The sequence below is a fragment of the Fictibacillus gelatini DSM 15865 genome (assembly GCF_000430745.1).
Lineage (GTDB): Bacteria > Bacillota > Bacilli > Bacillales > Fictibacillaceae > Fictibacillus_A > Fictibacillus_A gelatini.
The window spans coordinates 91,263-113,804 of sequence record NZ_AUMP01000003.1; the positions used below are offsets into that span (position 1 = coordinate 91,263).

General features: G+C 40.7%; 27 protein-coding genes. 25 read left to right on the top strand and 2 right to left on the bottom strand.

Annotated elements, in window-relative coordinates:
• Positions 1 to 56: 56 nt before the first annotated feature.
• Entirely contained in the window at positions 57 to 986 is a 930-nt protein-coding gene (locus tag H538_RS23215; protein WP_051291328.1) for a patatin-like phospholipase family protein, read from the top strand.
• On the opposite strand, the gene H538_RS26425 is transcribed toward H538_RS23215, so the two are convergent.
• Positions 983 to 1,327, bottom strand: coding sequence for an SA1362 family protein (locus tag H538_RS26425; protein WP_026676805.1), 345 nt, complete (start codon positions 1,325 to 1,327; stop codon positions 983 to 985). The genes H538_RS23215 and H538_RS26425 overlap by 4 nt on opposite strands.
• Before the next feature lie 21 nt (positions 1,328 to 1,348).
• On the bottom strand, positions 1,349 to 2,296 hold the full coding sequence (locus tag H538_RS0105895; protein WP_026676806.1) for a DUF1385 domain-containing protein: 948 nt from the start codon (positions 2,294 to 2,296) through the stop codon (positions 1,349 to 1,351).
• A 203-nt stretch (positions 2,297 to 2,499) separates the two neighbouring features.
• Here H538_RS0105895 and H538_RS0105900 point away from each other — a divergent pair, with 203 nt between their 5' ends.
• From H538_RS0105900 to recN, 24 genes are all read left to right on the top strand, one after another.
• Positions 2,500 to 2,994, top strand: a complete 495-nt coding sequence (locus H538_RS0105900; protein ID WP_026676807.1) for a YqhR family membrane protein — start codon at positions 2,500 to 2,502, stop codon at positions 2,992 to 2,994.
• 74 nt (positions 2,995 to 3,068) lie between these two features.
• Positions 3,069 to 3,500 (top strand): type II 3-dehydroquinate dehydratase, encoded by a 432-nt coding sequence (aroQ, locus tag H538_RS0105905; protein ID WP_026676808.1) that lies wholly within the window; start codon positions 3,069 to 3,071, stop codon positions 3,498 to 3,500.
• An 11-nt stretch (positions 3,501 to 3,511) separates the two neighbouring features.
• The gene (locus H538_RS0105910) at positions 3,512 to 4,588 is read left to right on the top strand and encodes a M24 family metallopeptidase (RefSeq protein ID WP_026676809.1); all 1,077 of its coding nucleotides are present in this window, start codon (positions 3,512 to 3,514) and stop codon (positions 4,586 to 4,588) included.
• A 47-nt stretch (positions 4,589 to 4,635) separates the two neighbouring features.
• Positions 4,636 to 5,193 (top strand): elongation factor P, encoded by a 558-nt coding sequence (efp, locus tag H538_RS0105915; protein WP_026676810.1) that lies wholly within the window; start codon positions 4,636 to 4,638, stop codon positions 5,191 to 5,193.
• A gap of 117 nt (positions 5,194 to 5,310) precedes the next feature.
• Entirely contained in the window at positions 5,311 to 6,252 is a 942-nt protein-coding gene (gene spoIIIAA / locus H538_RS0105920) for a stage III sporulation protein AA (RefSeq protein WP_026676811.1), read from the top strand.
• Entirely contained in the window at positions 6,249 to 6,761 is a 513-nt protein-coding gene (spoIIIAB, locus tag H538_RS0105925) for a stage III sporulation protein SpoIIIAB (RefSeq protein ID WP_026676812.1), read from the top strand. Before spoIIIAA ends, spoIIIAB begins: the two co-directional genes overlap by 4 nt.
• A 19-nt stretch (positions 6,762 to 6,780) precedes the next feature.
• Positions 6,781 to 6,984, top strand: coding sequence for a stage III sporulation protein AC (gene spoIIIAC / locus H538_RS0105930; RefSeq protein ID WP_026676813.1), 204 nt, complete (start codon positions 6,781 to 6,783; stop codon positions 6,982 to 6,984).
• 32 nt (positions 6,985 to 7,016) lie between these two features.
• On the top strand, positions 7,017 to 7,412 hold the full coding sequence (spoIIIAD, locus tag H538_RS0105935) for a stage III sporulation protein AD (RefSeq protein ID WP_026676814.1): 396 nt from the start codon (positions 7,017 to 7,019) through the stop codon (positions 7,410 to 7,412).
• A gap of 31 nt (positions 7,413 to 7,443) precedes the next feature.
• Positions 7,444 to 8,625, top strand: a complete 1,182-nt coding sequence (gene spoIIIAE, locus H538_RS0105940) for a stage III sporulation protein AE (protein ID WP_035350319.1) — start codon at positions 7,444 to 7,446, stop codon at positions 8,623 to 8,625.
• Positions 8,626 to 8,643: 18 nt separating this feature from the next.
• Complete coding sequence (spoIIIAF, locus tag H538_RS0105945; protein ID WP_051291330.1) at positions 8,644 to 9,291, top strand: stage III sporulation protein AF; 648 nt, start codon at positions 8,644 to 8,646, stop codon at positions 9,289 to 9,291.
• Positions 9,228 to 9,935 carry a stage III sporulation protein AG gene (spoIIIAG, locus tag H538_RS0105950; RefSeq protein WP_051291332.1) on the top strand — a complete coding sequence of 236 codons (708 nt, stop codon included), beginning with the start codon at positions 9,228 to 9,230 and terminating at the stop codon, positions 9,933 to 9,935. Before spoIIIAF ends, spoIIIAG begins: the two co-directional genes overlap by 64 nt.
• A 1-nt stretch (position 9,936) precedes the next feature.
• Positions 9,937 to 10,476: a SpoIIIAH-like family protein gene (locus H538_RS0105955; protein WP_026676818.1), complete on the top strand. Its 540-nt coding sequence runs from the start codon at positions 9,937 to 9,939 to the stop codon at positions 10,474 to 10,476.
• Between the two features lie 227 nt (positions 10,477 to 10,703).
• Positions 10,704 to 11,207 carry an acetyl-CoA carboxylase biotin carboxyl carrier protein gene (accB, locus tag H538_RS0105960; RefSeq protein ID WP_026676819.1) on the top strand — a complete coding sequence of 168 codons (504 nt, stop codon included), beginning with the start codon at positions 10,704 to 10,706 and terminating at the stop codon, positions 11,205 to 11,207.
• A 12-nt stretch (positions 11,208 to 11,219) separates the two neighbouring features.
• A complete protein-coding gene (gene accC, locus H538_RS0105965; RefSeq protein WP_026676820.1) occupies positions 11,220 to 12,578 on the top strand; it encodes an acetyl-CoA carboxylase biotin carboxylase subunit in 1,359 nt (452 codons plus the stop codon).
• A gap of 85 nt (positions 12,579 to 12,663) precedes the next feature.
• Complete coding sequence (locus H538_RS0105970) at positions 12,664 to 13,068, top strand: Asp23/Gls24 family envelope stress response protein (protein WP_026676821.1); 405 nt, start codon at positions 12,664 to 12,666, stop codon at positions 13,066 to 13,068.
• Between the two features lie 77 nt (positions 13,069 to 13,145).
• Complete coding sequence (gene nusB / locus H538_RS0105975; RefSeq protein WP_026676822.1) at positions 13,146 to 13,535, top strand: transcription antitermination factor NusB; 390 nt, start codon at positions 13,146 to 13,148, stop codon at positions 13,533 to 13,535.
• A 27-nt stretch (positions 13,536 to 13,562) separates the two neighbouring features.
• Positions 13,563 to 14,906 carry an exodeoxyribonuclease VII large subunit gene (xseA, locus tag H538_RS0105980; RefSeq protein ID WP_026676823.1) on the top strand — a complete coding sequence of 448 codons (1,344 nt, stop codon included), beginning with the start codon at positions 13,563 to 13,565 and terminating at the stop codon, positions 14,904 to 14,906.
• Positions 14,907 to 15,146, top strand: coding sequence for an exodeoxyribonuclease VII small subunit (locus H538_RS0105985; protein ID WP_026676824.1), 240 nt, complete (start codon positions 14,907 to 14,909; stop codon positions 15,144 to 15,146). It begins immediately after the preceding gene.
• On the top strand, positions 15,146 to 16,027 hold the full coding sequence (locus tag H538_RS0105990; protein WP_035350208.1) for a polyprenyl synthetase family protein: 882 nt from the start codon (positions 15,146 to 15,148) through the stop codon (positions 16,025 to 16,027). Before H538_RS0105985 ends, H538_RS0105990 begins: the two co-directional genes overlap by 1 nt.
• A 729-nt stretch (positions 16,028 to 16,756) precedes the next feature.
• Positions 16,757 to 17,368 carry a CNNM metal transporter family protein gene (locus H538_RS0105995; RefSeq protein ID WP_026676826.1) on the top strand — a complete coding sequence of 204 codons (612 nt, stop codon included), beginning with the start codon at positions 16,757 to 16,759 and terminating at the stop codon, positions 17,366 to 17,368.
• A 10-nt stretch (positions 17,369 to 17,378) separates the two neighbouring features.
• Positions 17,379 to 19,283, top strand: a complete 1,905-nt coding sequence (gene dxs / locus H538_RS0106000) for a 1-deoxy-D-xylulose-5-phosphate synthase (RefSeq protein ID WP_026676827.1) — start codon at positions 17,379 to 17,381, stop codon at positions 19,281 to 19,283.
• The gene (locus H538_RS0106005) at positions 19,280 to 20,101 is read left to right on the top strand and encodes a TlyA family RNA methyltransferase (protein WP_026676828.1); all 822 of its coding nucleotides are present in this window, start codon (positions 19,280 to 19,282) and stop codon (positions 20,099 to 20,101) included. The genes dxs and H538_RS0106005 overlap by 4 nt, the downstream gene beginning before the upstream one ends.
• 141 nt (positions 20,102 to 20,242) lie before the next feature.
• Positions 20,243 to 20,692: a transcriptional regulator AhrC/ArgR gene (gene ahrC / locus H538_RS0106010; RefSeq protein WP_026676829.1), complete on the top strand. Its 450-nt coding sequence runs from the start codon at positions 20,243 to 20,245 to the stop codon at positions 20,690 to 20,692.
• Positions 20,693 to 20,715: 23 nt separating this feature from the next.
• Positions 20,716 to 22,428 (top strand): DNA repair protein RecN, encoded by a 1,713-nt coding sequence (recN, locus tag H538_RS0106015; protein WP_026676830.1) that lies wholly within the window; start codon positions 20,716 to 20,718, stop codon positions 22,426 to 22,428.
• Positions 22,429 to 22,542: the final 114 nt, after the last annotated feature.

A 22,542-nucleotide genomic window follows, 5' to 3' on the forward strand; every position in this document is an offset into this window, starting at 1 on the left:
TTTTTTAGAATATTGTACGTCCCTTCCTGCTTAGGATGATATGGGGGGAGAAAAGGATGATCATTGACGGTGTATTTTCTGGCGGCGGGATTAAGGCGATCGCTTTAATCGGCGCTTTAGATGCAGTGGAGAGAAGGGGGATTGAGTTTAATCGAGTTGCCGGAACGAGCGCCGGCGCACTCGTTGCTGCACTCGTTGCTGCAGGCTACAAATCAAAGGACATCGAAACATTAGTTGATCAAACGGATTTAAAACAATTTATGGATAAGAAAAAATCATTAATTCCTATTCCTTTTATGAACTGGTTGAAAGTGTATTGGAAACTCGGCTTGTTTAAAGGTGACGCCCTGGAAAATTGGATTCGTGACGCCTTAAATGCCAGAGGGATTGAAACGTTCGCAGACATTACGGAAGGTTCGCTTAAAATTGTTGTTTCCGACATCTCAAGAGGAAGGCTTGTCGTTTTACCTGACGATTTAGAGGAATACGGACTGTTACCGGAACGTTTTTCAATTGCCAGAGCCGTCAGGATGAGCTGCAGCATACCGTATTTTTTCTATCCGATTACGCTATACAATCGGCTTGGACAAAAGAGTTATATTGTCGATGGAGGCGTATTGAGCAATTTTCCAATCTGGCTCTTTCAGCGGAAGGATAGAACGTCGATCCGCCCTATTCTAGGTTTTCAATTGAGCTCCGACCTTGAGGAAATTCCTTCGCATCGTGTTAGAAATGCCTTTGAAATGTTTTATGCCCTTTTTGAAACGATGAGGGAAGCCCATGATAATCTTCATATTTCGAAGCAAGACGCAAGAGATATCGTTTTTATACCGGCGCAAAAAGTTTCAATGATTGATTTTCAACTGCCTGAAGAAACGAAACGATCATTAATCGATTTTGGGTTTAACCGAACAGACGAATTTTTAAATCGCTGGATCGTAAGCAGAGCGCGGTTTATAGAAAAGAAAAAGAATCGGACGGTTTAAAAAGACGCCCGATTCTTTTTCTTATTTTTTTTCCCTTCAATAACGGTGAAATTATGTTCTCTTTTTCGCTTTTTAAATGGTGCAGTCTTTGCTTTTGAGGAAGTAGTTTTTTTGGCAATTGAAAGGTGATTTCCGTATTTTTTCTTCGATTGTCTCACTGCTTTTGCATATTTCCCTTTTTCACCTGGACGAAGCCGTTGGAAAAGAAAGAAACCAATTGCAAGAACTACAGCAATAATGATCAGACGTGTAAATAGTCCTTGAGGTGAATGAAAAACAAGCCCAATTACTGCCAACGCCACAATAACCCAAATGAGCGGATTAAAAAACTGTCGATGCAAAAGGTTCACCTCCTTGAATAATTAAACAATTTTTTCATTTTGATTCGGTACCGTTTGTTCATATTCGCCATCTCGCTTAAGCATTTCTTGAAAGGAAAGGATGGCCACTTCAACCTGATCGTCCATTGGTTCTTTCGTTGTTAACAATTGGAGCCATAGTCCTGGATAACCAAGAAATTTTAAAACTGGCATTTCCCGTAGTTTATTGGTGATTTGCAAAACTTCAAATGAAATACCAAGAACGACCGGAATCAATAAAATCCGATATAAAACCCGCAACCAGAGCGGATCTGTCGGAACGAATAAATAAATAATTACTCCAACAACAACGGTAAATAATATGAAACTACTCCCGCAACGATAATGAAGCCTTGATTGACTCTGAACATTTGCCACTGTTAAATCAAGCCCGTTTTCAAAGGTATTAATTACTTTATGCTCCGCACCGTGGTATTGGAACACACGTTTAATCGTAGGCGTAAGTGAGACGAAATAAATATAGGACAGTAAAAACAATATTTTAAATAGGCCTTCAAGCAAATTTTGACCGATGTGGCCAGAAATGACTGGTTTAAAAGCCGCTGCTAAAAATACAGGCACAAGGGTAAAGATAAACTTGCCAAACAAAAAGGAGAGCACTCCGATCACTGCTAAGCTTAGAAAAAAAGTAGCTTTTGATGTTTCACGGGGTTTTTCGACTTCTTCGCCAGGATTAACACCGAACCGCTCGGCAGCGAAATTCAAATGTTTTGTACCATTTGCACTGGCTTCGATGATTGCGGCAATGCCCCGGATAATAGGGACTTTTTTCAACCGTTTAAGCCAGATGTTTTCTTTTTTGATCACTTCAAAGAATTCTATTGTATTATCATTTCTTCTAATTGCAGTTACATACGTATGTTTACCGGCAAACATTACTCCTTCTACAACTGCCTGACCACCATATGCCGGTGTTTTGTCTTTTGTCATTTTTACACCTCAACCTATATTGAATTTCCTTAGGTACTTTTATTCTACAGGAAAGTACCTTAATCCTCTAGGCTGACGATCATTCTTAGTTGTATTTTTCCCATTTTATTTAATTTTTACACCGATTATTAGTAGGTTATTTGTTTTTTATGCAAGAAAAATCAATGAAATGGACATAATGTGAAAAAAAGGAGGCGGAAAAATTGGAAGACAAAAAATCACAACAAATGGAAACTGATGGTTCGTTTATGAGCAGAGTGATCAGCGTTGGATTTTTCGGGGGATTAATTTGGAGCCTAATCGCATTTTTAGCGTATTATCTTAACTTCACAAAAGTCGGACCGGCGCTTATTCTTGCGCCGTGGGCCCTCGGTAAATGGAAAAACGAGTGGCTCGGTCATTTAATAGGGGTTGTTATTCTCGCCCTGCTTTCTATCCTCGTAGCTATTGGATACCGATTTCTTCTCTCAAAAGTTAAAAGCATGTGGGCCGGTATTTTGTATGGGACAGTACTCTGGTTTATTGTATTTTATGTCCTTCATCCAATCTTTCCGGGCCTTGAACCAATGAATAAAATCGGTAAAAATACCGTTGTGACCACCCTTTGTCTTTTTATTTTATATGGTTTATTTATTGGAATGACGATTTCCTTTGAATACTCGGAAAGATATGGGACGAATAATCAAAAAAGTAGCTAACTATTCAAAAAAATAGAGCTGTGATAGAATGTTCATGTGACATTCTATTTTTCATTTAAAGGAGAACTCTTAAATTGAATCGCATTTTAGTGTTAAACGGCCCTAATCTAAATTTGCTCGGAAAGAGGGAACCTGACCAATATGGTTTCGATACGCTTGAAACGTTAGAAAAAAGGATAATTGATTACGGAAAAAGCAAAGAATGTGAAGTGGAGTGCAGACAGTCTAATCATGAAGGAAACCTCATTGATTGGATTCACGGATCAATGGGGGAGTATATTGGGATTGTATTGAATGCCGGAGCCTTCACACATTATAGTTATGCGATCCGTGATGCGATTGCAAGTGTGAATACCCCGGTTGTCGAAGTACATATTTCTAACGTCCATAAAAGAGAACCTTTCAGGCATGAATCTGTCATCGCGCCTGTTGTAATAGGACAAATCGTAGGTTTTGGATTAAAAGGGTATGAACTTGCCATTGATGCATTGTTAGCACAAAAATAGGAGGAAAACTTATGCAGCGTTTAGAGAAACTTCGATATGAATTTAAAGAGTTTGGCATTGATGGTATCCTTATCGCGTCTTTAAGCAACCGTAAATACATAAGCGGATTTACGGGAACGGCCGGTGTTCTCGTCATCTCTGAAAAAGAGGCAAAATTGATCACGGACTTCCGCTATATGGATCAAGCTAAGGAGCAAGCAAAAGAGTTTGATATCGTTTTACATACATCATCGGTTCCAATAGAAGTGGCGAAAGTTGCACATGAACTGGGGATTACGCGGCTTGGATTTGAACAAGAGTATCTTACGTACTCTGAATACCGCACTTATGAAAATGAATTATCCGGGATAAATGCCACTTTTGTGCCTACTTCAGGCATCGTTGAAAAATTGCGCTTGATAAAGGATTCACAAGAGATTAAGATATTAAAGGAAGCAGCTGAGATTGCAGACAGCGCTTTTTCACATATTACAAATTTCATTAAACCGGGAATAAGTGAACTTGATGTTCGAAATGAATTGGAATTTGTCATGAGAAAAAATGGCGCAACTTCTTCTTCGTTTAATACGATTGTCGCTTCAGGATATCGCTCCGCTCTGCCCCACGGTGTTGCCTCAGACAAAATCATCCAAGAAGGAGAATTGGTCACACTTGATTTTGGGGCATACTACAAAGGATATTGTTCTGATATAACAAGAACAGTGGCAGTCGGTCAAGTATCTGAGGAACTGAAAGCGATATATGATGTCGTATATGAGGCACAGTTAAACGGAGTGGAAAAGATTAAACCAGGAATAACTGGACGAGAAGCGGATGCTTTAACGAGAGACATTATCGCGCAAAAAGGATATGGTGACTATTTTGGCCATTCGACAGGGCATGGAATTGGGCTCGAAGTTCATGAAGGCCCTTCGCTATCCGCTAAATCTGATATGGTCCTTAAGCCAGGAATGGTTGTAACGGTTGAACCGGGGATTTATATATCTGGTTTAGGAGGCGTGCGCATTGAAGATGACATTTTAATTACGAAAGATGGCAATGAAATACTTACGCATTCTCGAAAAGATTTAATTATCCTGGGAGATTAGGTTTTTTAAGGCGGCTTTGGCCCGCTAGCAAACAGGGAGGAAAAGACATGATTTCAGTAAACGATTTTAAAACGGGATTAACGATTGAAGTGGATGGGGACATCTGGCAAGTGCTTGAATTTCAGCATGTAAAGCCGGGAAAAGGGGCAGCATTTGTCCGCTCCAAGCTTCGTAATTTAAGGTCCGGATCCATTCAAGAAAAAACGTTCCGCGGCGGCGAAAAAGTGGCGAAAGCTCATATTGAAAACCGCAGAATGCAATATTTGTACGCTTCTGGTGATTCTTATGTGTTTATGGATAACGAAACATATGAACAAATTGAATTGCCGGCAAAACAAATTGAGCATGAATTGAAATTCTTGCTTGAAAACATGACTGTCCACATTATGACTTATCAAGGTGAAACGATCGGGGTCGAGCTGCCGAACACGGTTGAACTAGAAGTAACTGAAACTGAACCTGGAATTAAAGGGGACACTGCATCTGGTGGTTCAAAGCCTGCAACATTAGAAACGGGATTAGTTGTCCAAGTTCCTTTCTTTATTAACCAGGGCGACAAGCTAGTAATCGATACACGTACCGGACAATACGTATCAAGGGCATAAAGAAAAGAGAAAGCTTCATTCCAATATACGGAATGAGGCTTTTTCTTTTTTCTAGGTCATAAAACGATTGGAAAAGCCATAGGTTATAGTACTAATTTCTTTTATGGAGTGGTGGCTTTGAAAGATGTACTAGCTGTACTCCCGGATTCTATGAAATGTCTCGTAGCCGACTATCCCGAAGCTAAACAAGCGCAAATTGAGGAAATCCGCATCCGATTAAACCAGCCTCTTGAATTCATTGTGAATGGAAGACCGGAATATCCGTTAATGTATGGGCGCCCATATGTTGTTTCAAGTGAAGACGGTGCCCAGTTAATCAATCAATTAAGTCACTTTTCTCTTTATGCGCTTGAGGAAGAGTTGAAACAAGGATATATCACCATTCGCGGTGGACATAGAGTTGGACTGGCAGGAAAAGTGATTACGGAAAAAGGAACTGTGAAAGCCATTCGAGATATTAGTTCATACAATATTCGAATTGCGAGAGCTAAGACGGGCGTCGCTGACTCACTGGTTCCTTACTTATTCGCAAGCGGGCGCTGGCTTAACACATTAATTATTGGTGCTCCACAAACAGGGAAAACTACGATGTTAAGAGATTTGACACGTATCGTTAGTATGGGGGTCGAGCCGAAAGCAATCCCATCGAAAAAAGTGGGAATTGTGGACGAACGATCTGAAATTGCCGGATGCGTGAAAGGAATCCCTCAACATCCGTTAGGGAAACGGGTCGATGTTCTTGATGCCTGTCCGAAAGCGGAAGGGATGATGATGTTAATTCGTTCGATGAGCCCTGAAGTGTTGATTGTTGATGAAATCGGCCGTAAAGAAGATAGTGAAGCCATTTTAGAGGCGATGAATGCCGGTGTTGTCATGATGATGACGGCTCATGGATTTTCGCTGGAAAGCGTTATGAAAAGGCCGACGATATTAAAGCTAATTGAGATGGAACTTTTTGACCGCTATGTAGAATTAACTCGGTTAAACGGTCCGGGCACAGTTCGAACGATCTATAATTCAAAGTTGGAAAACATTACAGAAAGCAGGCTTAGGCGATGAATTGGCTTGGTGCAATCTGTATTCTTGCAGCATCAACCTGGATGGGATTTGAATTGGCGAAAAAAGTAACGGACCGAACGAAGCAGCTGCGAAATTTCAAAGTAGCGCTACAATCATTAGAAGCTGAGATTATGTATGGCTTAATACCGCTTGATGAGGCGTTTTTGCATTTAAGCGAACAGCTTCAAGGGCCGACCTCGGACTTTTTCCGAATGGTGTCCGAGAAGCTCACTGCAAAATCGACGACCGTTCAACAAGCATGGGATGAAGCCATTAACGAAAACCGCCATCAATTGGCATTAAAAAATAATGAGTTAGAGATTTTGAGACAATTCGGTGCTACATTGGGCAGGCATGATCGGCAAAATCAACAAAAACAAATCAAGTTAGCGTTAACTCATCTTGAAAGGGAATTAAGTGAAGCGAAAGATGCGCAAGTCAAATATGAAAAAATGTTCAAAAGTTTAGGTTTCTTAACGGGTTTATTACTGATCATTTTACTCATTTGAAAAATAGGGGGATTTTAAAATGGGCTTTGACGTCAATATCGTCTTTCAGATCGCAGGATTAGGGATCATTGTAGCGATGTTTCATAGTGTGTTAAAAATGATCGGTAAAGAAGATTATGCCCACTGGGTGACGCTTATTGGCTTTGTCGTTGCATTGTTTTTAGTTATTTCACTATTAGACGATCTATTTCAAAAGGTGAAAGGCGTTTTTCTTTTTAAATAAACTTTAGCAAGTACGCTTGAAAGAGGGAGGTTATTAACATTGAAATTATTCAAATTGTAGGACTAGGGTTAATCGCTACTTTTCTCGCTCTCGTACTGAAGGAACAAAAAGCGTCTTTTGCCTTTATTTTAACACTTGTTGTAGGGATTGGAATCTTCCTTTTCTTAATTGACAAGATTAGCGTTATTTTCCGAATGCTTGAGAAGCTTGCGTCCAATGCCCAATTGAACATGGTGTACGTTGAGACGATCTTAAAAATCATTGGAATTGCGTACATCGCTGAATTCGGTACCCAATTAGCAAAAGATGCCGGACAAGGCTCCATTGCTTCAAAGATTGAACTCGCCGGAAAAATATTAATCCTCGTCATGGCCCTGCCAATTTTAACAGTCATCATCGAAACGGTTGTTCAACTATTGCCGAAATAAGCTTGAAAAATGAGCCGGGGAGGTGGTCCAGATTAAGAAAAGAAAAATACTGTTCCTCTTTATCTTTTTGTGCGCAGTCTTCATCATCTTTACGGACACGACCTCCGCCAGGGCGGCATCAATGAAAGATGAAATGATCGACGAGCAGTTAAATAGCCTTGGAATCGATGAAATTAAAGAATATTGGACAAAAGTGGCAGAAGAATATGGCGGTTTTTTGCCGGAAAGCCAAAAAGGAAGTTTCATGGATTTTGTGAAAGGAGAAAAGACGTTTAGCTTTAAAGAGTGGGCGATAGGCATTTTGAAATTTCTATTTCATGAACTGCTCGTTCACGGAAAATTGCTTGGCACACTCATTCTCCTCACCGTATTTAGCATGATGCTACAATCGATTCAAAACGCATTTGAACAACATAACATCAGCAAAGTTGCTTATGCGATCATTTACATGGTGATCATCATCTTTGCCCTAAACAGCTTTCATGTCGCTATTGACTATGTAAAAGAGGCGATCGCCAACATGATGCATTTTATGATTGCTCTCATGCCGCTATTGCTTGCATTAATGGCAACGATCGGGAGCGTCGCCTCCGTTTCATTCTTTCATCCGATTATTGTATTTCTCGTGAATTCAAGCGGAATTTTAATCAACAGCTTTGTCCTTCCGCTTTTCTTGTTGTCCGCGATACTTAGTTTAGTCAGCACGTTATCTGAACATTATAAAGTGACACAACTGGCTAAACTTTTACGGACGGTTGGAATGAGTGCGCTCGGGGTCTTTTTTACTGTTTTCCTTGGCGTCATTAGCGTACAAGGGGCAACAACCGCAATTTCAGATGGAATTACGATCAAAGCGGCAAAGTTTGTCACGGGTAATTTTATTCCAGTCATTGGCAAAATGTTTACGGATGCAGCGGATACGGTAATGAGCGCTTCGCTTTTGCTCAAAAATACGGTTGGCGTAGTCGGAGTTGCGATCTTGCTATTAATCGCACTGTTTCCCGCCATTAAAGTGCTCGCTCTTGGTTTGATTTATCAACTGGCAGCAGCCATTCTTCAACCTCTTGGCGGTGGGCCGATTATTAAATGTCTCGAAATTATTGGAAAAAGCGTGATGTTTATCTTTGCGGCTCTTGCAACCGTTTCCCTCATGTTTTTTTTAGCGATCACTGTCATTGTTGCAAGCGGAAATCTCTCTCTCATGATTCGGTAGAATTAGGGAGGAATCGATATGATGAAAATGATTACGGAATGGGTAACAAACATCATTTTAATTATTTTATTTGCCACGATTTTGGACTTGCTTTTGCCGAATACGAGTTTTCAAAAATATATTAAAATGGTCGTCGGTCTGCTTCTTATCCTTGCGATATTAAACCCTATTTTAAAGTTTGCGGGATCGGATATTAACCAGGTATTTTCAGCAATGGGTATCCATTCAGAGGCGAATGAGGAGGAAATGAAAAATTCAATAGATTTGAAGAAAAAAGATATACAAGCTTCACAAGGTGCATATGTATTAAATATAACAGAAGAGCAAATGAAGAAACAAATCACAGGGGAGATGATGAAAAAGTATGGATTAGCCGTAAAGAAGGTTGAATTAATTGCAAAGGACGGATCCGCCGTGGGTAATCAATTGGATCCGAAACAGTTGAAAGAAGTTAATGTATTTGTGGCAAAAGGCGATTCTAAAAAAGATATTGCAGTATCTAACGTAGAAGATGTTCAAATTGACACGTCTTTGCCGGCAAAGAACGAAAAACAAAAAGAGGCTACAAACCTGGGGCCGGCACAGGATGATTTAGCAAAAAAATGGCAAATCGAAAAAGAGAAAATTCATTTTTACTTGGAAGGAGGAGAAGGATCATCGCAGTAAAAAACAATGGAAAGTTTGGATCGTTAATGGACCTGTTTGGAGTAGGAAAGAAAAAGCCCGGAAAGCCGCATACATTTATTCTACTATTATTAATTGCCGGCTTAGGGTTTATGCTGCTCAGCAAATGGACATCTTCTTCTCCTTCCGAAGAGTCGGCGCTTACGACAATGTCAACAGGTAAGGAAGATCAAACAAAACAAACAATCGGCAATACAAAACTTTCTTCTAAAAAGATGCAGGATTATGAAAAAGATTATGAAAATCAATTAAAAGAAATGATTGAACATATACATGGAGTAGGAAAAGTTGAAGTGATGGTCAGTCTAGAAACGTCCGAGAAAAAATTAGTTGAGCGCAATAAAAATCGCCAGAGCCAAACGACCAACGAAGAAGATAAAAATGGAGGAAAACGAACGATTGAAGATGTAAAAGATGATGACGAAGTGGTCATGGTGAAAAACGGTGACCGCGAGGAGCCGATTATCACATCTACTGAAAAACCGGCCGTCCGGGGGGTATTAGTCGTTGCAGAAGGGGCGGAGAACATTGAAGTCAAGGCAATGATTATTGATGCGGTAACGAAAGTGTTTAACATTGGATCGAATCGTGTTTCGGTTGAACCGAAAAAAAGTGAGGGGGAATAACATGCTTTTGAAAAAACAGACTGTCTGGTTGTTGACGATGCTCAGTTTAATTATTGTTCTTTCCGTTTATTACATTCTAGCTCCGGCGAACAATGATGATATGGCGTATCTTAATAAAGAAAAAGACAAGCTTTCGCAAAAAGAAAAGGCGGCAAAAAGCAACACGGTTGAGCTCGCCAACTCAGGCGATTCATTTACCGCCCTTCGTCTGCAGCGCCAAGAAGACCGTGACAAATTGAGAGAGCACCTTACAACAATTGCAGCTTCTTCAAACGTATCTGCGGAAAAGCAAGCTCAAGCCCAGGCAGAAATACAGAAGTTAGAAAAATTATCGATGAAAGAACAGACGCTTGAAACATTAATTGAAACGATGGGCTATAAAGATGTGCTTGTCAATACGGATACGGACAATAACCAGGTGAGAATTATCGTGAAGGCAAATAAAAAGCCATCAGCAAAAGCGGCGGTAGAAATAATGAATAAAGCAAAAGCGCAGCTTGGCACCGGAGTAGTAGCCGTAGAATACCAGCCTGCAAAATGAACCGGGAATTCCCGGTTTTATTTTTTTGTCAACAAAAAAAAGACAACACTTAAGTTTTTTTGGAATTTAGGTTAGTATGATAGTAGGTAGCTATCCAATATGAATTGGATGTGGTATTATTTATTAATGCTAGTACCTGGTTACAATAGAAGGTGCCAATTTAAAAGTTTGTCCTATAGTTATCTTTTTTAAATAGGATTTTTGTTGAAAGAAGGAGTTGGATTTTTATGTTGAAAATACAGGAAATCAGGGAATTGATCAAACTAATCGACAAATCTAGCATCGATGAATTTCAGTTTGAAAATGAAGGGACAAAAATTGTCTTAAAGAAAAATGAAGCGACGGTTGAACCGAAAGTAATCCCGAATGCGGAAACGCCGATTTTTGTTCAACCGCCTCAAATGCCGGCTCCTCAAGCAACCCAAATGCAGCCGCAACCGGCAGAAAAAGAGGTTCAGCAAAGTGAACCGAAAGAAGACAAAAATGAAAACTTACATAAAATTGAATCGCCGATGGTTGGAACTTTTTACTCATCCCCATCTCCAGACAGCCCGGCTTATGTAAAAGTTGGAGATAAAATCTCAAAAGATTCGATTGTTTGTATTATTGAAGCGATGAAGCTCTTTAATGAAATCGAAGCCGAAGTAAACGGTGAAATCGTTGAAATCCTGGTGGAAAATGGCCAATTGGTGGAATACGGGCAGCCTCTGTTTTTAGTAAAAGCGGAATAGAGGTGAAGATAAATGATAAAAAAATTACTCGTCGCCAATCGCGGAGAAATCGCTGTACGAATTATCCGTGCGTGCAAGGAGCTAAATATTGAAACGGTTGCAGTATATTCGGAGGCTGACAGAGATGCCCTTCACGTTCGGCTTGCCGATGAAGCTTATTGTATAGGGCCAAAGTCTTCCAAGGACAGCTACTTAAACTATACGAACATTATGAGTGTTGCAACGTTGACTGGAACCGATGCCATTCATCCGGGATACGGCTTTTTGGCGGAAAACGCTGATTTTGCCGAGATTTGTGGGGAATGCAATATTATTTTTGTCGGACCGAGCCCTGACAGCATTAATCGGATGGGAATTAAAGATGTTGCCCGTGCCACGATGAAAGAAGCTGGTGTTCCGATTGTTCCAGGATCTGACGGCATTATTGAAAGCAAGGAAGAAGCCATTCAGCTTGCTAAAGAAATCGGTTATCCTGTTATAATAAAAGCAACAGCAGGAGGCGGCGGAAAAGGAATCCGTATTGCCCGTTCCGAGTCAGAGCTTTTAAAAGGACTTTCCATTACCCAGCAGGAGGCGGCAACGGCGTTCGGAAATCCGGGAGTATATATTGAAAAATATATCGAAGATTTCCGACATGTTGAAATCCAGGTGCTTGGCGACAAACACGGAAATGTTATCCATTTAGGAGAACGTGATTGCAGCATTCAGCGCCGCCTTCAAAAGCTGCTCGAAGAGACTCCATCGCCGGCATTAACAGAAGCAAAACGTGAAGAGATGGGACAGGCTGCGATTCGGGCCGCTAAAGCCGTTAATTATTATGGTGCCGGAACGATCGAATTTATCTATGACCATAATAGTGGCGAATTTTATTTTATGGAAATGAATACGCGCATTCAGGTGGAGCATCCTGTTACAGAAATGGTAACCGGCATAGATTTAATTAAAGAACAAATACGTGTCGCAAACGGTGAAAAACTCTCGATTAAACAAGAGGATGTCGTGTTTAACGGCTGGGCGATGGAATGCCGGATCAATGCCGAAAATCCGGATAAGAATTTTATGCCGTCACCGGGGAAAATTGAAATGTATTTACCGCCGGGGGGCCTCGGGGTTCGAGTCGATTCTGCCGCATACCCGGGGTATGTGATCCCGCCTTATTATGATTCGATGATTGCGAAAGTCATTACGTACGGAAGCACGCGCCAGGAAGCGATCGACCGTATGAAAAGGGCGTTAAGCGAATTTGTGATCGAAGGTGTTCATACAACGATTCCATTTCACTTGCGTCTTTTAAATCATGAAACGTTTGTGAATGGTCATTTTAATACAAAATTTCTTGAACTTCATGATTTGTCTCAGGTTAAAATTTAAAAGTAAAGCGAAGAGTCGCAAAAACTGTTCATAAGTTTTTGAACGAATACGCCAAAGCTTAAAACCGATAGTTGGAGGTGTAAGCATGAATGAAATGACATTTGAAATGGAAGAGCATCACTCGGATCTAGGTAGAGTTGAAATTTCACCTGAAGTCATTGAAGTAATTTCCAGCATTGCTGCATCGGATGTAGAAGGTGTTGCTTCAATGAGAGGAAGCTTTGCCGCAGGCGTAGCCGAACGATTAGGAAGAAAATCGCACGGGAAAGGCGTCAAAGTGGAACTGACAGAAGACGGAATCACCATTTCGGTTTATGTTGTAGTCAATTATGGTGTTTCCATACCGGAAGTTGCTCAAAATATCCAGGATCATATTCGACAGGCTTTGATGAATATGACAGCGCTGGAAGCAAATGAGATTAACATCTTTATTGTCGGTGTTCAATTCGATGCAAAGGAAAAGCTCCAGGAAGCACCTGAAGTATATTGATAAAAATCAAAGGGGTATCATCCCCTTTGATTTTTTAATAGGTATTGGCGGAGCTGAAAACGAAAAGGAGTATGGGAATGAAACGTAGACTAGCAAGGGAAAAAGCTTTCCAGGCATTGTTTCAGGTAGAAGTTAGCGAAATCGATCCAAAAGCGGCGATTGAGCACGTATGTGATGATAATGAAAAGAACGATGAATTTATGAATACACTTATTTTTGGGACGATTGAAAAGAAAGATGAACTTGATCGGATCATTTCTGAACATCTAGAAAATTGGAGCTTAAACCGGGTGGCAAATGTCGAAAGAGTTGTGCTTCGGATGGCCGCTTTTGAAATGACACAATTAGAAGAGATCCCGGTTAATGTTTCCATGAACGAAGCTATTGAATTGGCGAAAGTATTCGGGAGTGAAGAATCAGGAAGGTTTGTTAATGGCGTGCTTGTTAAAATAAGTAAACAACTATGAGCCATTCAAGTTTAGGGGAGTTTTAACATGCAAAATGACCGTTATGTTACGATCAGCGCGTTAACCCGATATATTAAACGAAAGTTTGAAGAAGATGGGAATTTGCAAAATGTCTGGGTACGCGGTGAACTTTCGAACGTAAAAATGCATAGCAGGGGACATTTGTATTTTACGTTAAAAGACGAACAGAGCAGAATCAATGCGGTGATGTTTGCCGGGAATAATCGTTTTTTGTCCTTTAGGCCGGAGGAAGGAATGAAGGTGCTTATTCAAGGTGAAATCTCCGTCTATGAGCCGCAGGGACAATACCAGCTATATGCGAGAACAATGAAAAAAGATGGAATTGGGAACCTCTTTTTAGCTTACGAAGAATTAAAGAAAAAGCTTGAGCAAGAAGGGTTGTTTGCAGAAGAAATAAAAAAGGCAGTGCCGCTTTTTCCTATGGAAATTGGAGTTATTACTTCCCCAACTGGAGCGGCCATTCGCGATATTTTGACTACGATCAAAAGGCGGTTTCCGATCGCGCGTGTCACGATATTCCCCGCTCTAGTGCAAGGAAGCGGTGCGGCACCTTCGATTGCAAAGGCGATTGAAACGGCGAACAAGGCCCGTCATTTGCAAGTTTTAATCGTTGGAAGGGGAGGAGGCTCAATTGAAGAGCTATGGGCCTTTAATGAAGAAATGGTCGCCCGGGCTATCCATCAATCAACCATTCCGATAATTTCCGCTGTAGGTCATGAAACCGATTTTACGATTGCCGACTTTGTCGCAGACTTGCGTGCTCCGACGCCAACAGCCGCGGCCGAATTGGCCGTGCCTCATTTGTTAGAATTACAAGACCGATTAAATCAACGAAAGCTTCGGTTAAAACGGGCAGTTTCTGAGCAAACGGCATCCTTGCGCGAGAAATTAGGAAGGATTCAAAAATCGTACGCTTTCAGGTATCCGACGCAGTTAGTAAAACAAAAAGAGCTGGAATTGGATCGGCTTCTCGAGTCGCTTCATAAAGAAACAGCGAGAACAATCGAAACAAAGCGCGTACAAACCGAGCAAAAACAGAAACAGCTTCTCTATTTCTCGCCGGCCTTGCAATTGAAAAGAGCGAAAGAAGCGCAGATGAAGCTGAAGAAATCGATCGTGCGGCAAATGAAACAAATCGTTAAAAGTGAGCAATCTGATTTTAGCCACATCATTTCCCGCCTAAACGCATTAAATCCTCTTTCGATTATGGAAAGAGGCTATAGCCTTGTCTATACGCCGGAAAAAAATTTGATTAAATCAATAAAACACGTTCAGCCGGGAGATACCGTGCAAGTTCAGTTGAAAGACGGCAAACTTGATTGTCATGTCTGGGGAATGGAGGAGAACTAAATGTCCGAAGAAAAAAAAGAGATGACGTTCGAAGAAGCGATGGAACAATTAGAGCATATCGTTGAGCGGTTGGAGGAAGGGGAAGTCCCTCTTGAAGAAAGCATTGAATTGTTTCAACAAGGGATGAATCTTTCGAAATTGTGTCATTCAAAATTGCAAAACGTTGAAAAGAAAATGGATTTAATCTTGCAAGAAGATGGAGAGTTAAAGCCTTTTGTCATTCAGGAGGAAGAAAATTAGTGGAAGAGCTACAGGAATTTTTGACGAAGAAACGAAAAGAGATCGATCGACACCTTCTTCTGTCTTTAAATGAAATCAACGTCCCTAATCCTTTAATCGATGCGATGCTTTATTCTGTAAAGGCTGGTGGGAAACGAATTCGCCCGATTTTAACGCTGGCAACCATTGAGGCGTTTGAAAAAGAAAGCTCCATAGGGATGAAGATCGCCTGTGCGATTGAAATGATTCATACGTATTCCTTAATTCACGATGACCTTCCATCTATGGATGATGATGATTATCGAAGGGGTAAATTGACGAATCATAAAGTATTTGGTGAAGCAAATGCAATTCTAGCCGGAGACGGGTTATTGACATATAGTTTTCAATTGATTGCTTCGGCACCTAATATAAGCCCCGAGAAGAAACTTGAAATCATTGAGCTGATTAGCGAAGCGGCAGGCCCTGAAGGAATGGTTGGCGGACAAGCGGTTGATATCGATTCGGAAAATGAAGAATTGACCCTTGAGGAGCTCCAATCTATCCATGAACGGAAAACCGGCAAGCTCCTTATGGCATCAATACTTGCGGGTGCAATGCTGGCAAATGCAACCCTATCGCAATTGGAACATTTGCGGAAATTTGCTTTTCATCTTGGCATTGCATTCCAAATTCAAGATGACATTCTCGATTGTATCGGTGATGCTACTGTAATGGGAAAACCGGTTGGAAGTGATGAACATAATCATAAAAACACGTATCCAAAACTTTTAACGCTCGAAGGCGCGTCAAGAGAATTGAACAGGCATTTGCTTGAAGCAAAAAAACAATTAATAAAGACGGGAATTAATACAGTCATATTAGAGGCAATAACAGATTACATTGTTAACAGGAACCAATAATGGAATAAAAGTAGCGGCAGTTCCAAAACTGTTATATTGTTGGTCTATCCATTTTATGATATGATAATTGTTAATTTGGAGTGGTGCAGTATTCTAGTCAGTCCTCCATTCCTGAAGGCGGGGCTAAAAATCCGTCAAAGGGCACATCGATGAAGTTCCTTGTGTTGGCTTGAGGCGCCCAGCCTTGGGTTAACGCTGGGAGTTAAGGTCGTAGGGCGATCCACAATGGCATGTGGGCGATGACCCTGCTTCCGCGGAGGCCCCCATTTTTGCGGCTTGTGTGGCAATACCTTGCATGCGAATTGGGGTTTAAACCTGTCTTTGTTTCACCTTTATACGTATGAGGTTGAGGCAAGCAGCGTAGCCTGCCTTGAGTGGAGTTTGAGGGGATTATGGCATAAGGAATAAACAGTAGTTGGCCGCTGGTGTTTATTCTGTCCCATATGAAATCAACTCTGCAAAAGAGGCTAGGGAAATGGCAAGGGCTGTCCGAGGAAAACTCCTAGACTGTTCGCTTCAGACATTCAATAGGGATTATAGTGCGGACTAAGTGGCAATCTAGTCTAACGTTTGGCGACAGCGTTAAGGCGGAAGTAAAGGGAAACCGCGAAGATGGCGACATTTTCGTTTCTGCCTGGGAAAACCTACTGGACCTAAGCCGCAGTGTTTACCTATTGAATGACCACTCCACCATACATAACGCTAAAAAGTGACTTTAAGGAGTTGTTCATGAAACACTCATTCGATAAATCAATCAAATGGAGTACCGGTATAGCCGTTATCACGCTAGTGTTAGCGGCTCTTTTTTCAGTCATATCAACGTCAATGCTCCGCGGGGTGACGTGGGCGATTGGAATGCTTATTGTTTTCCTTATTATACTTACGGGCGTTATTTTTGATATTATTGGTGTAGCCGCAACAGCGGCGAGGGAAGTTCCTTTTCATGCAATGGCCTCTGAACGGGTCGCCGGAGCGAGACATGCGATTTATATTACAAGAAATGCCGACAGGGTGGCCAATTTTTGTAATGACGTTGTTGGTGATATATCTGGAATCATTAGTGGAACAGCCTCTGCCGCGGTTGTACTTGAATTGACGGTCAACCTCGGCCATAAGAGCGGTTCTCTTTTTGAATATATCGTATCTGTAGTGTTCACGAGTGTTGTGGCGGCGGTAACGGTCGGGGGAAAAGCGCTCGGCAAATCATTTGCAATACAACATGCGACAACGATTATTTTTCAAGTCGCTCGACTAATTTATTTTTTTGAGGAAAAATTAAAGATTAAACTATTTGACACTTCTTCTAAAAAAGGGAAAAGAAGGAATTCATATGGAAAGTGAGGATTTTTCCATGAAATTGGAAGACATTCAAAACCCTCAATTTTTAAAAACATATAGCAAAGAACAATTGACGATGCTTGCAAAGGCGATTCGGGATTTTCTCATCGAAAAATTATCTATGACAGGCGGACATCTTGGCCCGAATCTTGGTGTTGTTGAATTGACATTAGCTTTGCATAAAGAATTTGACAGCCCGAAAGATAAAATCATCTGGGACGTCGGACATCAATCCTATGTGCATAAAATATTGACGGGAAGAGCGGACCAATTCGATACTCTTCGCCAGTTTAAAGGGCTTTGCGGATTTCCGAAGCGAATTGAAAGCGAGCATGATGTATGGGAGACCGGGCATAGTTCTACCTCGTTATCTGCGGCAATGGGAATGGCGATTGCACGGGACTTAAAAGGAACTGATGATAAAATTATTGCCGTTATAGGAGACGGGGCATTAACAGGTGGTATGGCGCTTGAGGCATTGAATCATATTGGACATGAACAAAAAGATTTAATTGTTGTTTTAAATGACAACGAAATGTCGATTGCGCCAAATGTCGGAGCTCTTCATAATGTGCTCGGCCGTCTGCGCACGGCTAGAAAATATAATAAAGCAAAAGAAGAACTGGAATCGCTAGTTCGTAAAATACCCGCTTTTGGCGGGAAGCTGGCATCTACAGCCGAGCGCGTGAAAGACAGCTTGAAATATTTGCTTGTTTCTGGAATGTTTTTCGAAGAGTTAGGATTTACTTATCTTGGACCGGTAAATGGCCATGATTTCGAAGCGTTAGAGGATAATTTAAAATATGCCAAAAAAACGAAAGGCCCTGTACTTGTGCATGTTCTCACAAAAAAAGGGAAGGGATATGCTCCGGCGGAAATGGATGCTACCGGAAATTGGCACGGTGTAGGGCAATATAAAATCGAGTCAGGTGAAAGCATTAAGCCGGAAAAACAAACGGGTCCATCCTATAGCAAAGTAGTGAGCGACACGTTGCAAAAAATCTCAAGAAATGATGACCGAATTGTAGTGATTACTCCGGCAATGACGGTCGGTTCAAAATTAGTGGATTACGGAAAGGAATTTCCTGACCGCCTAATTGATGTGGGAATTGCAGAACAACATGCAACAACACTTGCTGCAGGTCTAGCTACACAAAATATGAAGCCGGTTTTGTCGATTTATTCTACATTCTTGCAGCGTGGATATGATCAGTTAGTTCATGACGTAGCACGGCAAAATTTGAACGTCGTGTTTGCCGTTGACAGGGCTGGCCTTGTCGGGGCGGATGGCGAAACCCATCAAGGCGTATTTGACATTGCATTTATGCGCAATCTTCCAAATATGGTCATTATGATGGGGAAAGATGAAAATGAGTTGCAACATATGGTGTATACCGCGATTCAATATAATAACGGTCCCATTGCCGTTCGCCTTCCGCGCGGAAATGGCTCCGGTGTTCCAATGGATGAGGAATTTGAAACCATTCCAATCGGCTCATGGGAAGTGTTGAAAGAAGGAAATGAAGCGGCCATCTTAACGTTCGGCACAACCATACCGCTGGCGCTAAAAGCATGGGAAATTCTCGCGAAACAGGGGATTTCCGTTAAAGTAATTAATGCCCGGTTTATTAAGCCATTTGATGAGGAGCTTATGCTAAGCCTTCTAAATGAAGGACTTCCGATTTTGACAATTGAAGAAGCGGTTCTGCAAGGCGGGTTTGGCAGTGCCGTCCTGGAATATATCCATGATGGCGGCTTTGACCATATACTTGTTGACCGTATGGGAATTCCGGATTGCTTTATTGAACATGGCAGTGTCGATAAATTGCTTAATGAAATTGATTTAACAACCGAGGCTGCAGTCGAGAGAGTAAAACGGCTGGTCAATCGAAAAACGAAAAAAGGATTACTCACATGAAAAAAGAACGGGTTGATGTATTGCTCGTTGAGCGGGGATTATGTGAAACGAGAGAAAAAGCGAAACGGTCGATCATGGCAGGGCTTGTTTATAGCAATACAGAGCGAATAGATAAACCTGGATTGAAAATAGACAGGGACACTCCGCTAACAATTAAAGGAGATGTGCTTCCGTATGTCAGCCGGGGAGGCTTGAAACTTGAAAAAGCGATAAAAGAATTTAACATCGATTTTACCGATAAAGTCGTCCTCGACATTGGGGCTTCTACCGGTGGGTTTACGGATTGTTCGCTGCAAAATGGGGCAAAATTTGTCTATGCTCTTGATGTGGGCTACAATCAATTAGCCTGGAAATTAAGACAGGACAAGCGTGTCGAAGTTATGGAACGCACCAATTTTCGCTATGTTGAACGTGACCATTTAAAATTTGGCCTGCCCGATATTGCAACGATCGATGTTTCATTTATTTCATTAAAGCTTATACTGCCAGTATTAAAGTCGATTTTAAAACAAAATGGCGACGTTATTGCACTGATCAAACCACAATTTGAAGCGGGAAGAGAGGAAGTCGGGAAAAAAGGAATTGTCCGCGATCCGGCAACTCATCGCCGGGTCATTCGAGAAATGGTTGATTTTTCGAGGAGTGAAGGGTATCACGTCTTGCATTTATCCTATTCGCCCATCACAGGCGGCGATGGGAATATCGAATTTTTACTACATCTTTCTTTAGCACCGGAAGAAGAACGGTCTTTTAATGCAAGTATAATTGATGAGGTTGTAGAAGATGCACATCACGCTTTCAAAAAAGAACGGGACTAAAGAACGGGAAAAATCTTCCCGTTCTTTTTTAAAAAACGAAAGTTATCGATTTCGAAAAGAAAGTGACAAGTTTTATGCAATATTATAAGATAAAGGAATAAAGAATAGTGTCGAATAGAAATTAAATGAGGTGGAACAAACGTGAACAAAGGCCAACGCCACATTAAAATTCGAGAACTTATTGCAAATAACGACATTGAAACACAGGACGAACTTGTTGATCGGCTAAGGCAGGCTAATTTTAACGTTACACAGGCGACTGTCTCCCGGGATATAAAAGAGTTACATCTTGTGAAAGTGCCGATGAGTGACGGCAGATATAAATATAGCTTGCCGGCAGATCAACGGTTTAATCCGTTGCATAAATTAAGAAGAATCCTGGTCGACAGTTTCGTAAGTATCGATCACGCCGATCACCTGATTGTGATGAAAACGTTGCCGGGAAATGCACATGCGATCGGTGCTTTAATCGATAATTTAGATTGGGAAGAAATTATGGGAACAATTTGCGGTGATGACACCATTTTAATTATTTGCCGCTCGAGGGAATATAGCCCCGAAATTTCCCAACGTTTTCTAGATATGTTGTAATTTTTTGATAAGGTGTGATAGAAGTGTTAGCAGAATTAACCATACGTAATTTTGCTATAATTGATTCCTTAACGATTTCTTTTCAAAAAGGCTTAACTGTTTTAACAGGTGAAACTGGTGCAGGAAAATCAATTATCATTGATGCGATTGGTTTGCTCATTGGAGGGCGCGGCTCTAGCGAATTTGTACGATTTGGCAAAAATAAAGCAGAGATTGAAGGACTTTTTCATATCACTCAAAGTCATCCAATTCATGAGAAAGTGATGGAACTTGGCATTGATATTACGGATGAAATGGTTATTTTAAAACGTGATATTACAGACTCGGGAAAAAGTGTATGCCGAATAAACGGTAAGCTTGTTACACTTTCCGTTCTGAAAGAAGTGGGACAACTATTAGTTGATATTCATGGACAACATGAAACCCAATTTTTGCTTCAGCCGGAAAAACATCTCCATCTCCTTGACAGTTTTGGTAAAGATATCATCAGCAAAGCGCTGTTACAATATAAACAGATTTATGAACAATATAAAGAAATTACCAAGCAATTGAATACGTTAACAAAAAATGAACAGCAAATGAATCAAAGGCTCGACCTTCTTCAATACCAGCTTGAAGAAATTGAAAATGCGAAATTAAAACCAAATGAAGATCAAGAACTTTTGGAAGAGCGAATTAAGCTCGGAAATTTTGAAAAGCTCTATAACAATCTTCAAGATGCGTATTTTAACCTTTACGGTGACCAAAAAGGCCTTGAATATGTGTCCGTCGCATTAGAGCATCTTCAAACGGTCTCTAATTTAGATGAATCATTATCAAAAATGCATGAAAATATGGCCAATCATTTTTATGCGTTAGAAGAAGTTTCGTATGCCATACGATCCTATTTTGAAACGCTTGAGTTTGATCCAAAACGGTTAAACTTAATTGAAAGCAGGTTAAATGAAATTAGTAACCTGAAAAGGAAATATGGAAATACTGTAAATGAAATCATTGATTATGGAAAGAAGATTAAGGAAGAGCTTGAGCTGTTGAAAAATAAAGATGGACGAATCGATAAGTTAAAGGCCAATTTAGAGAAAATCATGGTGGAGTTGCAAACAGCAGCGCTTGAACTTAGCAATGAACGCAAGCTATTGACGGACAAGCTAAAAGAAGCGATTCACCGTGAATTAAAAGAGTTATACATGGAAAAAACGGTTTTTGATATTCAATTTAAAAATGAGACGGCTTCTTATAAAACCCCTTTAATAGACCGGTTCGGTAAAACAGGGATTGATGAAGTTGAATTTTACATTTCAACCAATCCAGGTGAACCGCTTAAGCCTCTGGCAAAAGTAGCGTCCGGAGGGGAACTTTCAAGAGTAATTTTAGCGTTGAAATCCATTTTTTCACAACATCAAGATGTTGCATCAATTATTTTTGACGAAGTAGACACAGGAGTAAGCGGAAGAGTAGCACAGGCCATCGCAGAAAAAATATATAAAGTTTCTGTCGGTTCACAAGTATTATGTATTACACATCTACCTCAAGTCGCTGCAATGGCAGATCAACATTTACACATTTCGAAAAATGTTTTAAATGATCGTACAGTGACAAATGTTTCCCTTTTGGAAACTTCAGAAAAAGTAAAAGAAATCGGCCGTATGATTTCAGGAGTAGAAATAACGGATTTAACGATTAAACATGCAAAAGAACTGATTGAACTCGCCGAAGAAATAAAAAAATCATCTTAAGAAGCAGTTGAAAAGCTATCCAAAATAGGATAGCTTTTTTCTTTTGAAACAGTTATAAACTAAAGGGTCTGAGGCAAAATTATAGTTACAGCCATGGTGGAGGTGTGGGTGAGT

What these genes read in the sequence shown, in the direction of transcription:
- H538_RS23215 (WP_051291328.1), top strand. Translation starts at nt 57, where the DNA reads ATGATCATTGACGGTGTATTTTCTGGCGGCGGGATTAAGGCGATCGCT.
- H538_RS0105895 (WP_026676806.1), bottom strand. Translation starts at nt 2,296, where the DNA reads ATGACAAAAGACAAAACACCGGCATATGGTGGTCAGGCAGTTGTAGAA.
- H538_RS0105910 (WP_026676809.1), top strand. Translation starts at nt 3,512, where the DNA reads ATGCAGCGTTTAGAGAAACTTCGATATGAATTTAAAGAGTTTGGCATT.
- efp (WP_026676810.1), top strand. Translation starts at nt 4,636, where the DNA reads ATGATTTCAGTAAACGATTTTAAAACGGGATTAACGATTGAAGTGGAT.
- spoIIIAB (WP_026676812.1), top strand. Translation starts at nt 6,249, where the DNA reads ATGAATTGGCTTGGTGCAATCTGTATTCTTGCAGCATCAACCTGGATG.
- spoIIIAC (WP_026676813.1), top strand. Translation starts at nt 6,781, where the DNA reads ATGGGCTTTGACGTCAATATCGTCTTTCAGATCGCAGGATTAGGGATC.
- spoIIIAF (WP_051291330.1), top strand. Translation starts at nt 8,644, where the DNA reads ATGATGAAAATGATTACGGAATGGGTAACAAACATCATTTTAATTATT.
- spoIIIAG (WP_051291332.1), top strand. Translation starts at nt 9,228, where the DNA reads ATGGCAAATCGAAAAAGAGAAAATTCATTTTTACTTGGAAGGAGGAGA.
- H538_RS0105955 (WP_026676818.1), top strand. Translation starts at nt 9,937, where the DNA reads ATGCTTTTGAAAAAACAGACTGTCTGGTTGTTGACGATGCTCAGTTTA.
- accB (WP_026676819.1), top strand. Translation starts at nt 10,704, where the DNA reads ATGTTGAAAATACAGGAAATCAGGGAATTGATCAAACTAATCGACAAA.
- accC (WP_026676820.1), top strand. Translation starts at nt 11,220, where the DNA reads ATGATAAAAAAATTACTCGTCGCCAATCGCGGAGAAATCGCTGTACGA.
- H538_RS0105970 (WP_026676821.1), top strand. Translation starts at nt 12,664, where the DNA reads ATGAATGAAATGACATTTGAAATGGAAGAGCATCACTCGGATCTAGGT.
- nusB (WP_026676822.1), top strand. Translation starts at nt 13,146, where the DNA reads ATGAAACGTAGACTAGCAAGGGAAAAAGCTTTCCAGGCATTGTTTCAG.
- xseA (WP_026676823.1), top strand. Translation starts at nt 13,563, where the DNA reads ATGCAAAATGACCGTTATGTTACGATCAGCGCGTTAACCCGATATATT.
- H538_RS0105985 (WP_026676824.1), top strand. Translation starts at nt 14,907, where the DNA reads ATGTCCGAAGAAAAAAAAGAGATGACGTTCGAAGAAGCGATGGAACAA.
- H538_RS0105995 (WP_026676826.1), top strand. Translation starts at nt 16,757, where the DNA reads ATGAAACACTCATTCGATAAATCAATCAAATGGAGTACCGGTATAGCC.
- dxs (WP_026676827.1), top strand. Translation starts at nt 17,379, where the DNA reads ATGAAATTGGAAGACATTCAAAACCCTCAATTTTTAAAAACATATAGC.
- H538_RS0106005 (WP_026676828.1), top strand. Translation starts at nt 19,280, where the DNA reads ATGAAAAAAGAACGGGTTGATGTATTGCTCGTTGAGCGGGGATTATGT.